The organism is Mesorhizobium sanjuanii (assembly GCF_002529485.1).
Lineage (GTDB): Bacteria > Pseudomonadota > Alphaproteobacteria > Rhizobiales > Rhizobiaceae > Mesorhizobium > Mesorhizobium sanjuanii.
In genome coordinates this window covers 1-11,814 of record NZ_NWQG01000263.1, presented here as the reverse complement: position 1 = coordinate 11,814, position 11,814 = coordinate 1, and the positions used below count along the sequence as shown (strand labels likewise).

13 protein-coding genes are annotated in these 11,814 nt (G+C 63.1%); 3 read left to right on the top strand and 10 right to left on the bottom strand.

What is annotated here, in order from left to right; all coding sequences use genetic code 11:
* The first annotated feature begins 48 nt into the window (after nucleotides 1–48).
* Together CN311_RS30135 and CN311_RS30130 are read left to right on the top strand one after the other, a co-directional pair.
* Nucleotides 49–1,236 (top strand): Gfo/Idh/MocA family protein, encoded by a 1,188-nt coding sequence (locus tag CN311_RS30135; RefSeq protein ID WP_097577233.1) that lies wholly within the window; start codon nucleotides 49–51, stop codon nucleotides 1,234–1,236.
* A gap of 170 nt (nucleotides 1,237–1,406) precedes the next feature.
* Nucleotides 1,407–2,261, top strand: coding sequence for a sugar phosphate isomerase/epimerase family protein (locus tag CN311_RS30130; RefSeq protein ID WP_097577232.1), 855 nt, complete (start codon nucleotides 1,407–1,409; stop codon nucleotides 2,259–2,261).
* Nucleotides 2,262–2,285: 24 nt separating this feature from the next.
* Here CN311_RS30130 and phnE (CN311_RS30125) read toward each other — a convergent pair whose 3' ends face one another.
* The 9 genes from phnE (CN311_RS30125) to CN311_RS30085 form a co-directional block, all read right to left on the bottom strand.
* Nucleotides 2,286–3,839 carry a phosphonate ABC transporter, permease protein PhnE gene (gene phnE, locus CN311_RS30125; RefSeq protein WP_097577231.1) on the bottom strand — a complete coding sequence of 518 codons (1,554 nt, stop codon included), beginning with the start codon at nucleotides 3,837–3,839 and terminating at the stop codon, nucleotides 2,286–2,288.
* A 4-nt stretch (nucleotides 3,840–3,843) separates the two neighbouring features.
* Complete coding sequence (gene phnE, locus CN311_RS30120; protein ID WP_097577230.1) at nucleotides 3,844–4,818, bottom strand: phosphonate ABC transporter, permease protein PhnE; 975 nt, start codon at nucleotides 4,816–4,818, stop codon at nucleotides 3,844–3,846.
* A 73-nt stretch (nucleotides 4,819–4,891) separates the two neighbouring features.
* The gene (gene phnD, locus CN311_RS30115) at nucleotides 4,892–5,800 is read right to left on the bottom strand and encodes a phosphonate ABC transporter substrate-binding protein (RefSeq protein WP_097577229.1); all 909 of its coding nucleotides are present in this window, start codon (nucleotides 5,798–5,800) and stop codon (nucleotides 4,892–4,894) included.
* Nucleotides 5,801–5,945: 145 nt separating this feature from the next.
* Nucleotides 5,946–6,812: a phosphonate ABC transporter ATP-binding protein gene (phnC, locus tag CN311_RS30110; protein WP_097577228.1), complete on the bottom strand. Its 867-nt coding sequence runs from the start codon at nucleotides 6,810–6,812 to the stop codon at nucleotides 5,946–5,948.
* Nucleotides 6,813–6,978: 166 nt separating this feature from the next.
* Nucleotides 6,979–7,689: a DUF1868 domain-containing protein gene (locus CN311_RS30105; RefSeq protein WP_097577227.1), complete on the bottom strand. Its 711-nt coding sequence runs from the start codon at nucleotides 7,687–7,689 to the stop codon at nucleotides 6,979–6,981.
* Nucleotides 7,690–7,813: 124 nt separating this feature from the next.
* A complete protein-coding gene (locus CN311_RS30100; protein WP_097577226.1) occupies nucleotides 7,814–8,431 on the bottom strand; it encodes a DapH/DapD/GlmU-related protein in 618 nt (205 codons plus the stop codon).
* Nucleotides 8,428–9,135: a phosphonate C-P lyase system protein PhnL gene (gene phnL, locus CN311_RS30095; protein WP_097577225.1), complete on the bottom strand. Its 708-nt coding sequence runs from the start codon at nucleotides 9,133–9,135 to the stop codon at nucleotides 8,428–8,430. Before phnL ends, CN311_RS30100 begins: the two co-directional genes overlap by 4 nt.
* Before the next feature lie 2 nt (nucleotides 9,136–9,137).
* Entirely contained in the window at nucleotides 9,138–9,914 is a 777-nt protein-coding gene (gene phnK, locus CN311_RS30090; protein WP_097577224.1) for a phosphonate C-P lyase system protein PhnK, read from the bottom strand.
* Nucleotides 9,911–10,810: an alpha-D-ribose 1-methylphosphonate 5-phosphate C-P-lyase PhnJ gene (locus tag CN311_RS30085; RefSeq protein ID WP_097577223.1), complete on the bottom strand. Its 900-nt coding sequence runs from the start codon at nucleotides 10,808–10,810 to the stop codon at nucleotides 9,911–9,913. The genes phnK and CN311_RS30085 overlap by 4 nt, the downstream gene beginning before the upstream one ends.
* Nucleotides 10,811–10,876: 66 nt before the next feature.
* Between CN311_RS30085 and CN311_RS30080 the strand changes: the two genes are divergently transcribed.
* Complete coding sequence (locus CN311_RS30080) at nucleotides 10,877–11,080, top strand: hypothetical protein (protein ID WP_133117290.1); 204 nt, start codon at nucleotides 10,877–10,879, stop codon at nucleotides 11,078–11,080.
* 2 nt (nucleotides 11,081–11,082) lie between these two features.
* Here CN311_RS30080 and CN311_RS30075 read toward each other — a convergent pair.
* A partial coding sequence (locus tag CN311_RS30075) for a carbon-phosphorus lyase complex subunit PhnI (protein WP_097577221.1) occupies nucleotides 11,083–11,814 on the bottom strand: 732 nt, incomplete at its 5' end.

The window sequence follows — 11,814 nt, the reverse complement described above, 5'->3', positions numbered from 1 at the left end:
ATATGTGATAGCCCCGCCCTTTGGGGGAACTAACGAGGGAGAAAAATCATGGTCGGCGCATCGAAGTCGGAAACGGGAGGCGGCCCGATCCGCTACGGCATGGTCGGCGGCGGGCAAGGCGCCTTCATCGGCGCGGTGCACCGGATCGCGGCGCGCATGGACAATGAGTTCGTGCTGGTGGCAGGCGCGCTGTCGTCGGATCCGACGCGTGCCAAGGCATCGGCCGCCGAACTCGGGCTCGATCCCACGCGCAGCTACGGCTCGTTCGCCGAGATGGCCAAGGCCGAGGCCAAGCGGCCGGACGGGATCGAGGCGGTGGCCATCGTCACCCCCAACAATGTGCATGTGCCGGCGGCGAAGGCCTTTCTCGAGGCCGGCATCCATGTCATCTGCGACAAGCCGCTGGCCACCACGCTGGCGGAAGCGAAGAAGCTTGCCGCCCTGGTCGAAAAGACCGGCAAGGTGTTCGTGCTCACCCATAACTACACCGCCTATCCAATGATACGGCAGGCGCGCGAGATGGTGGCCGAGGGGCAGCTCGGCGACATCCGCATCGTGCAGTCGGAATATCCTCAGGACTGGCTGACCGAGGACCTCGCGGCGACGGGCCAGAAGCAGGCGTCCTGGCGCTCCGATCCCAAGCAGGCGGGCGCGGGTGGCGCGCTGGGCGACATCGGCACGCATGCCTACAATCTGGCGCGCTTCGTCTCCGGGCTGGAGCTTGACGCGCTGTCGGCCGATCTCGATGCCTTCGTGCCGGGGCGACAGCTCGACGACAATGTCAATGTGATGCTTCGCTTCAAACCCGTCGGCAAGACGCATCCGGCCAAGGGCATGTTGTGGGCGAGCCAGGTGGCGCCCGGCCACGAGAACGGGCTGAAATTGCGCATCTACGGTACGAAGGGCGGGCTCGAATGGGTGCAGGCCGACCCGAACTATCTCTGGTACACGCCGTTCGGCCAGCCGAAGCAGTTGATCACCCGAAATGGCGCCGGCGCGCTGCCGGTCGCGGGGCGCGTCAGCCGCGTGCCGTCAGGCCATCCGGAAGGCTATCTCGAAGGCTTCGCCAACATCTACCAGGAGGCGGCCCGCGCCATCCGCGCGGCGCGCAGGAAAGGTGGCAAGCCGGCAAAGGATGTCGTCTTCCCGACCATCCAGGACGGCGTCGAAGGTATGGCCTTCATCGAGGCCTGCGTGAAGTCGTCGAAGAAGAACGGGGCGTGGACGAAGCTCTGATCGGGGTACTGATCTTCAGGTGATGCCGGCCTGCAAACGGCAGTTTCCTGCGCTTCCGGTGCTCACGTACGAAAAGTAAGCTCCGCTCCGGTTCTCGGAAACTACCGTTTTCGGCGCGGCCTGACCTGAATCTCAGCACCCCAGCAGCGCCGAGAAAAGGGAGGGCGTCGATGAAAATCGGCATGTGCATGTTTTTGTGGACGACGGCCGTGTCGAAGAAACACGAGCCATTGCTCAGGGATATCAAGGCGACCGGCTTCGACGGCGTCGAGATACCGATCTTTGCCGGCACGCCGGACGATTACAAAGGGCTCGGCGCGCTGCTCGACCGCATCGGGCTGGAACGCACCGCCGTTTCGGCCATGGGCGATCCGGCGAGGAACCTGATCTCGGCCGATGGCGCAACGCGCAAGGCCGGTATCGACTATATGAAATGGGCGATCGACTGCGCTCATGCGCTTGGCGCGAGCACGTTGAGCGGGCCGCTGCATTCGACACTGGGCGCTTTCTCCGGCACTGGGCCGACGGCAGCCGAGAAAAAACGCTCGGTCGCCTCGCAACGCGCCATCGGCGACCATGCCGGCAAGAAGAACGTCACCATCGGGCTGGAGGCGCTCAACCGCTTCGAATGCTACCTCTTCAACACGATGGACGATCTGTCGGAGCATATCGACGCGATCGACCGGCCGCACATCAAGGCGATGTACGACACGTTCCACGCCAATATCGAGGAGGCCGACCCGATCGGCGCCTATACGCGCAACCGCCGGAACATCGTCCACATTCACATTTCGGAGAACGATCGCGGTGTGCCGGGGCGCGGCAACATCCCATGGCAGGAAACGTTTTCGGCAATTCGCAAGAGCGGCTACGACGATTGGCTGACGATCGAGGCATTCGGCCGTTCGTTGAAGGATTTGGCGGCGGCCACCAAAGTGTGGCGTGATTTTTCGGAAAGCCCGGAGGCTGTCTACCGCGACGGCTACAAGCACATCAGGAACGGCTGGAAGAAGGCAGGCGCCTAAATTAGGACGCCGCCGACTTTCCTCTCAGGCGATCCGAGCCGCCGGCGGTAGGCCTGTGGGAGCGCGTCGCTCATCGTTGCCGTTTGCGATGGTCCCCATCAGTTTGCGGCGCAGGTAGCTGGAGATGTTGTCAAAGATAAAGACGACAACCAGGATCAGCAGAACCATATAGAACACATTGGCCCAATTGGTGTTGGTGCGCATGGCCTCCCACAATTTCAGGCCGATGCCACCGGCGCCGACGGCGCCTATGATCGTCGCCGAGCGCGTGTTCGATTCCCAGAAATAGAGGGATTGGCTAAGGAATACCGGCAGAACCTGGGGAAGCACGCCGTAGCGCTGCACCATTGCCGGCGCGGCGCCAACCGAACGGATGCCCTCGCGCTGCTTGTCGTCGATGTTTTCCAACGCCTCGGAATAGAGTTTGCCGAGGGTTCCGGTGTCGGTGAAGAAGATCGCCGACATGCCGGCCAGCGGCCCCGGCCCGAAGCCGCGCGTGAAGAACAGCGCCCAGATCAGCATGTCGACAGACCGCTGGAAATCGAAAAAGCGCTTTGTCAGCTGATTGGCTATCCGGCTCGGCGTGACGTTGCGCGCAGCCAGGAAGGCGAGCGGAAAGGCGACGATCGAGGCCAGAACCGTGCCGACAAAAGCCATGACGATGGTTTGCAAAAGTTTCAGCCAGACGTCGCCGTGCTGCCACTCGGCATTGTTGAGGATGTTGTCCCAGGCGAGCGCTGCGTTTGACCGCGACGGGTCGATGCGTGCCCCGGAAACGATCAGTGAAGCGACCTCACTGATCGGCTTTCCCCAGAATGGCGAATTCGTGTCGAACACGAAATTGGCCCAGCCGAAGAAACGTCTCCAGGCGATCACTTCGTCATTTTGCACCTCGGCGCGACCGAGAAAGCCGAACGAGACATAGGCTGTCGAGCCTGGCCTGCGTTGCTCGATCCAGTTAGGCAGCGGTGTGCGCGGCGTCACAGAACTGTTCTTGGCGATGTCGAAGGTGACGCTTTCGGCGCCGCGTGTGACAGTGACGAGGTTTGGCGTGATGGCGATCCGGCCATTGCCGAAGACGACGGTTGCCGCCACGACGGCCTCTTCGCGCACCGTCTCAGGCGCAGCCGGAACCGATTGGTCCGACGAGGCGGCCGGGCTCTCGGCGGTTGGTGCGCCAGGCGCCATGAAAGAACCCTGCGACGACTTGTTGGTCGCGATCGCTGGTGCAGGTGCGGCGTCAACCCGCCGTTCGATCACGGCCATCTGCTTGGTCACCCAGTCGGGGTTTGGATTGGATCCCAGCTTGGAGAAGCGGGAGTAGTTGATCGTCAGGTGGTTGTCCTTGAACTCGATGTCGGGCCGGATTTCGTAGGATACCCAGTCAGCGAGATAGGCGCCGGCAAGGTTCCAGTTCGCCTTTTCGAGAACGGCGCCGACCGAGAAAAACCACGCGCAATAGAAGGTGTAGAGAATGCACAGAAGGATGCCGATCGGGGTGGCATAACGCTTCCACAGGGATGGCCGGAATGCATCCGGATGGCGAGCGGCGATGTCGTTGATGGCGTCGGCGTTCATTGCGTCATTCTCCGCGCCCGTATGCGAACGCCTGGCTCCCGACAAGACGGTGTCTCAGCCAGGCGGAAAACTGGTCGACGGCGACGATCGTGCAGAATAGCAGAAAGACGATGGCAATGGTCTTGGCCTCATGGCCTTGGCCGATCGAAAGACGCAGGGATTCGCCGATGCCGCCGGCGCCGACGGCGCCGAGAATGGTCGAGGCGCGCACATTGATCTCGAAGCGGAGCAGGAAATAGCTCATGAAGTTGGGCAGGACCTGAGGCACGATGCCGAACCATACCCGTTCGACCCAGTTGGCGCCGACGGCCCGCAAGCCTTCTTCAGGCTTCATGTCGGCGTTCTCGACCACTTCGAAGAACATTTTTCCAAGCGCACCGACAGTGTGGATGCTGACCGCGAGGATCGCCGGAATGGGTCCAAGCGAGAAGATCGCCAGAAAGAAGCCGGCGATGACGATTTCGGGAAAGGCGCGAACAATTTCAAGGAAGCGGCGCGTGGTGAAACGGAGCCAGCGACTGGTCGTGATGTTGCCTGCCGCCAGGAAGCAGAGCAGGAAACCGAATGTGGAGCCCACCAGCGTCGAAAACAGGGCAATGTTCAGCGTCTCGATCATCCGGTGGAAATACTCCGGAATGTAGATGCTTTGGGTCAGGTAGACCCGGCCCTCGGGGTAGTCGAATTTGAGGCTGCCATCGTCATAGGGGGACGGCAAGTCGAACAGCGCGCGCACCGGGTCGAACCAGTCGCGCGGCTTCAACTCGGTGAAAAAATCGGCGACATGGGGAAGGCGGTCGAAGAACTTTCCGGCGTTGGTTTCGTTGGCGAACCAGAGCGAGCCGGAGAGTGCAAGAAACAGGAAAACCAGGCCGCCGACCGTGTAAAGGCGCCGGCGGGCGGCGAGGTCGCGCCAGTGCCGCTCGACTGTGGCTCCCTCCGGTGAAAGCGCAGGCGCGCGGTAAACATCGGTCGCACTCATCGATAGATCCCCGGCCCCTGATGCGGCAACGCCGCCGGCGGCACATGGCCCCGGCGGCGTTGTGGCAGTTTGCTTACGAGCCGATCTTCGCCTTACGGGCGTCGATGATCGGCTGATAGAACGCCGGGGTAACCGGCGAATAGCCCTTGTAATCGCCACCTTGTACCGCCGAGAAACAGGCCGGATCGGTTTGCGGAAGATTGGTCAGGAAATCGGTGATCTTCTGCTTGGCGCCGGCGTCGATCGACGTACGCACGACCAGCGGGCCGTTCGGGATCAGCGGTGACTGCCACAATTCGACGAGATCATCCATCTTAAGGACGCCCTTGTCGACCATCTTGCGCAGATTGCCCGAGCTGTAGCCGTCCTTGAAGTCGCCGACGCCGGAGGCCCAGGTGGTGCCGGCGTCGAAGGTGCCTTTCAGCACTTCAAGGACAAGCTGTTCATGGCCGCCGCCGAAACCGGTCGAGGCGAAGTAGCTTTTCACATCCATGCCGATGTCCTTGGGCAGTGAAGTGACGGGGACCAGATAACCCGAAGTCGAATCCGGATCGGCGAAACCGAGCTTCTTGCCCTTCATATCGGCGAGCGTCTTGATGCCGGAATCCGCACGGGCGACCATGACCGAATGGTAGCCGGTCGAACCGTCGGTCTGGACCGTCGTCAGGATCGGCTCAACCGCGTCCTTGTTTTCGAGATAAACCTTGGCGTAGGCGGAAGCGCCCAGTTCGGCATAGTCAAGCGTGCCGCCGAGCAGGCCCTGGATGACGCCGTCGTAGTCGGCGGCCGGGAACAGTGAAACCTTCTCGACGCCGAGGACTTCCTTGATGTGGTCGGCGAAGCACTGGTAGTTGCGCAGACGGTCGGCTTCGTTCTCGCCGCCCAGAATGCCGATGCGGAACTCCTTCAGATCCTGTGCCTGGACCGCGCCCATCGCCATGGCGAGGATGGAAACGGCACCGAGAAGTATCTTTCTAAACATTCGCGTCTCTCCTGTTGGTTCCGGCATCGCGCCGGCAGCGTTCGAATTTTGACAGCGCCCTTTACGCGGGCTGGCGATCCAGGCGCTCTTTTGCCTGTCCATGATCTTTTTCGTATACCGGTATCCACTGGTTGGGATCATGGAGCTAGTAGCCAGGAAATGCGGGCTCGAGCGGTCCGGCGGATGCGGCGATTTTTGGCTTGATGGTGACGCTGGTCGAGGTGATGGCCTCGGAGATTTCGCCGCCATTGCTGTCGGCGCCGTAGACAATGCGCACGGCCTCGCGGTTGAGGTCTTCGGGCGGGCCGTCGAACACGACCTTGCCGGCGGCCATGCCGATGATGCGGTTGCAATAGGTGCGCGCGGTATCCAGCGTGTGCAGATTGGTGACGACGGTGAGGCCCTCGCGAAGATTGATATCCTGCAGGGAATCCATCACCACCTTGGCGTTGAGCGGGTCGAGCGAGGCGATCGGCTCGTCGGCTAGGATCACCTTGGGCTGCTGCAACATGGCGCGGGCGATGGCGACACGCTGCTGCTGGCCGCCGGACAAGGTACCGGCCGGCTGCAACGCCGTGCGGGCAATGTCGAGACGCTCGAGCGCCGCGATCGCCTCGGCCCGTTCCTCGCGGGAGAAGACGCCGAGCAGATTGACAAGGGTCGAGCGATGATTGAGCCGGCCGAGCAGCACATTGGTCAGCACGTCGAGGCGCGGCACCAGGTTGAACTGCTGGAAGATCATGGCGCAGTCGCGCTGCCAGCGCCGGAGCGGCGAGCCGCGCAGCCGCGAAACTTCGGCGCCGTCAAAAAAAATCGACCCTTGGCTCGGATCGATGAGGCGGTTGATCATGCGCAAAAGGGTCGATTTGCCGGCGCCGGAGCGACCGATGATCCCGACCATCTGTCCGTGCGGGATCGAGATGTCGACATTGCTGACAGCAGTGTTCTTGCCGAACCGGCGCGTGACGCCGCGAATTTCGAGCGTCGCTGACATTTCGAGCGTTGCTGACATGGGGTAAGCTCCAGTCCAATCGCGGTTGAAGGTCTGTTAACCCTCGCTAGCGCAACGGCATGAACCTGCGGTGTCGGATTGATGTCAGTTTTGTTACCGCCCACAGGTGCGCCGAGCGGGAAGGCGAGTTGACCCAAACCCTGCCGTTCGAGCGGCAGGGAAGGGATCAGCCGAGGACCAGCAGTTCCTCGAAATGCTCCATGTCCCTGAAGCTGCAAAAGGCGGGTGGCCGCAGCTCGATGACCGGAGCCTGCCGGGTAAACAGTGAGAGGCAATCGTCGAACAGATCTTGCCATTCGGACGCTTTTTCGTCCGCCAGACGCCAGATCTGGTAGGCGAAAGTGATGTGGAAGACGTAAGCATCGTGGTCGGGATGCCGGTATCCGAACGGCACCGACAAGGCATCGCGCCATTCGCGCATGATACGCACGTCCTCATCGGTCGCGCCGGCAACCGTCAAGCCGGTCGGCACGACATCGATCACTTTGACCTTGAAGGCACCGCGACCTTCGAAGCCGTTCAGGCGTTGCTGATAGAGGCGGGTCATGTCGTCGATGCTGGTGTCGAGCGGCACATCCGCCGGCCAATAGGGAAGCCTGCGGCGGTATTCGATGATGCCCTGGAACAGGGTCATGTGCAGGCTGGAGACCGGCGTGAAGGCCAGCCGGTCGGCATCGGGCATGGCGCGCATCCGCTCACGCACGTCGATGACCGTCGCCTCGGACGGCGAGCCTTTGACGAGATGGCAGACAACGGTGTTGCCGGGCTCGTTGAGAAAATTACCAGAGGTGTCGTAGCGCCTGCCGAGATGCACCGGAGGGGTCGGGTTGGTGCCTTCGAAAAATCCGGCGAGCGAGGATCTTGGCTTGTCGAGCATGGCGATCTCCTTGGGAGAACCGCGTCTTGTCCGAGTCATGTGTCAGGGGTGTGAATGGGTGAATAGTGAATAGTGAGAAGCGTTCTCCGGTCGGTGACGCTGCCTCCCATTCACCATTCACCATTCACTCTTCGTATTTTTCCAGAAAGGCTTCCGCCTCCAGCGCGCGAAAATCGTCGAGCGCGGCGCGCAGCCGGGCGTGATCCCAGTCCCACCAAGCGAGCGCCTGATAGCGTTCCGCCGTGCGGCGGTCGAAGCGTTCGCGGATCGATCTGGCCGGCACGCCACCGACGATCGTGTACGGGGCGACATCCCTGGATACAACAGCGCCGGCGCCGACCGCGGCGCCATCGCCGACGGTGACGCCGGGCAGGATGGTCGAGCCGTGGCCAAGCCAGGTGTCGTGGCCGATAGAGACGCGTTTGGCGCGACGCTGGGCGAAGAACTCGCTCTCGTGCTCGGCGTCGTCCCAATAGTCCGAGGCGCGATAGGTGAAATGGTGCAGCGTCGGCCGCCAGGTCGGATGGTTGGTCGCGTTGATGCGCACGCTGGCGGCGATGTTGGAAAACTTGCCGATCGTCGCGCACCAGACGGCGCAGTCCTGCATCATGTAGGAATAGTCGCCGAGCGTGCTTTCCGAGACCCGGCTGCGTTCGGCGACCTCGGTCCAGCGGCCGAGCGTCGAGTTCTCGACCTGCGCCGTCTCATGGACCAGCGGTGCTTCCGACAGCTTTCTGCTCATGCGGCGATTTTCCCGGCGGCAAAAGCGGTCACGTCGATGACGCGGTCGGCTACTGCCTCGCGCACGTCGTGATCGTGGAAGATGCCGAGCAAGGCGACGCCGGCGGCCTTCTTGGCGGCGATGAGTTCGATCACCACGTCGCGGTTCCTGGCGTCGAGCGATGCGGTCGGCTCGTCGAGCAGCAGGATCGGGTGCTCGGTGATGAAACCGCGCGCGATGTTGACGCGCTGCTGCTCGCCGCCGGAAAACGTCGCCGGCGGCAGCGCCCAGAGCTTTTCCGGCAGGTTGAGTTCAGCCAGCAGAGAACGAGATTTCTCCCGCGCGGCCTCGCGTTCCTCGCCCCGCTCGATCAGCGGCTCGGCAACAACGTCGAGAGCTGAGACCCGCGGCACGGTGCGCAGGAACTGGCTGACATAGCCGATGGTTTGCCGGCGCACGGCAAGCACCGTGCGCGGGCTGGCTGTCGCGAGATCGATGAGACCGTCATCATGCTGGACGATGATCTGCCCCTCGTCGACGGCATAGTTGCCGTAGAGCATCTTCAGGATCGAGCTCTTGCCGGCGCCGGAGGGACCACCGAGCACGGCGCATTCTCCGGCCTGGATCGAGAACGAGACGCCGGCGACAACAGGCAGTCCGATGCCGTCGCGCAGATGCATGGTGAAGCTCTTGGCGACGTCGGAGACGACGAGAGGGGTTGCCATGGTCACACCTGCAATATCGAGGAAACAAGGAGCTGGGTGTAAGGTGCGCGGGGGTCGTCGAGGACGCGGTCGGTGAGGCCGCTTTCAACGACGCGGCCGTCCTTCATCACCATCATGCGCTGCGACAGGAGCCGCGCCACCGCAAGGTCGTGCGTGACGACGATCGCCGCCAGGCCGAGGTCGGTGACGAGGCCGCGCAACAGGTCGAGCAGGCGCGCCTGCACCGAGACGTCGAGGCCGCCGGTCGGCTCGTCCATGAACACCAGCCGCGGCCCGGTGACGAGATTGCGGGCGATCTGCAGGCGCTGGCGCATGCCGCCGGAAAAGGCGCGCGGCTCGTCGTCGATGCGATCCTCGTCGATCTCGACGCGCGACAGCCAGTCGACGGCGGTGGCGCGGATCTTGCCATAGTGGCGGTCGCCGACCGCCATCAGCCGCTCGCCGACATTGGCGCCGGCCGACACCGTCATGCGCAGGCCGTCAGCGGGGTTCTGATGGACGAAGCCCCAGTCGGTGCGCATCAGGAAGCGGCGTTCCGCCTCGCCCATGCGGTAGAGTTCGCGGAACTGGCCGTCGCGCATGCGGTAGCTGGCAGTGCCGGAACTCGGCAGCAGCCGGGTCGACAGGCAGTTGAGCAGCGTCGTCTTGCCCGAACCGGATTCGCCGACGACAGCCAGCACCTCGCCCGGCCACAGGTCGAAGGTGACGTTTTCGCAGCCGACGCGCGAACCGTAGAATTTGGACAGCGCCGAGACGCGCAGCAGCGGTTCGTCGGTCATTGCGCTGGCTCCACTTTTTCTGGGGCAACATGGGCTTCGGGCGCGAGATGACCGCGATGGCCCTCTTCGCGGCGCTTCTCGCAATAATCAGTGTCGGAGCAGACGAACATGTGGCCGCCATGGTCGTCGAGGATGACCTCGTCGAGATAGACATTCTCGGCCGCGCAAAGCGCGCAGGGCTGGTCGAAGGTCTGCACCTCGAAGGGATGGTCCTCGAAGTCGAGGCTGACCACCTCGGTGAACGGCGGCAGCGCATAGATGCGTTTTTCGCGGCCGGCGCCGAACAGTTGCAAAGCCGGCGAATTGTGCATCTTCGGATTGTCGAATTTCGGCGTTGGCGAGGGATCCATCACATAGCGGCCCTCGACCTTGACCGGATAGGCGTAGGTGGTGGCGATGCGGCCATGCCTGGCGATGTCTTCGTAGAGTTTCACATGCATGAGGCCGTATTCCTCCAGCGCGTGCATCTTGCGCGTTTCGGTCTCGCGTGGTTCGAGGTAGCGCAGCGGCTCGGGGATCGGCACCTGATAGACCAGCACCTGGCCCGCGCTCAGCGGATGTTCGGGGATGCGGTGGCGGGTCTGGATGATGGTGGCCTTGGCCGTCTCGGTGGTAACGGCGACATTGGCGACCTTCTTGAAGAAGGCGCGGATCGAGACGGCATTGGTGGTGTCGTCGGCGCCCTGGTCGATGACCTTGAGGACATCGCCGGGGCCGATGATCGAGGCGGTGACCTGTACGCCGCCGGTACCCCAGCCATAGGGCATCGGCATTTCGCGCGAGGCGAACGGCACCTGATAGCCGGGGATGGCGATGCCCTTGAGGATCGCGCGGCGGATCATGCGCTTGGTCTGCTCGTCGAGATAGGCGAAGTTGTAGGTGGCGATGTCGGTCATGGCGATTCACATCCGCGCTGTGCTATTGAATCGGCGTCCAAGATGCGGAAAAAGGGGCGAAATCGGATGACCCAAACCGGTTGGATGTATCTCGGAATTCTCCTGCTGGTGTTCGCCTGCGTGGTTGCCTCTATCCTTCGAAGAATGGTTTTTCCCGCAGCCAGGGAAGGCGCGCACGGCGAGAGCATTGGCCCCAGCGGCGGCTACCGCGGAGGGCATGGCGACCATTCGCACGACAGCGGTGGCGGTGACGGCGGGTCGGGCGACTAGGCTCATTCCGCGGCCTCCTTCTTTTCTTCCAGCATGTCGGCACTTTCGCGGGCATCGTGCTCGGCGCGCATGCGGCGCACCAGGTCGAGTTCGGCCTGGAAGTCGACATAGTGCGGCAATTTCAGATGCTCGACGAAGCCGGTCGCCTGGACGTTGTCGGAATGCGAGATGACGAACTCCTCGTCCTGCGCGGCGGCGACGACATCCTCGCCGAGTTCGGTTGCGCGAAGAGCGCGGTCGCAGAGCGCCATGGCCATCGCCTTGCGCTCGCTCTGGCCGAAGACAAGGCCGTAGCCGCGGGTGAATTGCGGCGGCGCCTTGGCGGAACCCTTGAACTGGTTGACCATCTGGCATTCGGTGACGCGGATGCTGCCGAGCGGGACAGTGAAGGGCAGTTCCGGCACGTCGAGTTCCAGTTCGACCTCGCCGATGCGGATCTCGCCGACGAAGGGATGGTTGCGGGCATAGCCGCGCTGGGTCGAATAGCCGAGCGCCAGCAGAAAGCCCTCGTCGCCGCGTGACAGCGCCTGCAGGCGGATATCGCGCGCCATCGGGAATTCCAGCGGTTCGCGGGTGATGTCGCCGGGAACATGGTCCTGCGGCATGTCGCCGTCGGGTTCGATCAGGCCCTCGCGGGCGAGGATCGCGGAGACGCGCGGCATGGCTTCGGCTTCGCTTTCGCGGCGCTGCGGCTCCTCGACATCGCCGCCGGCGGCAAGCTCGGGATCGAGCAG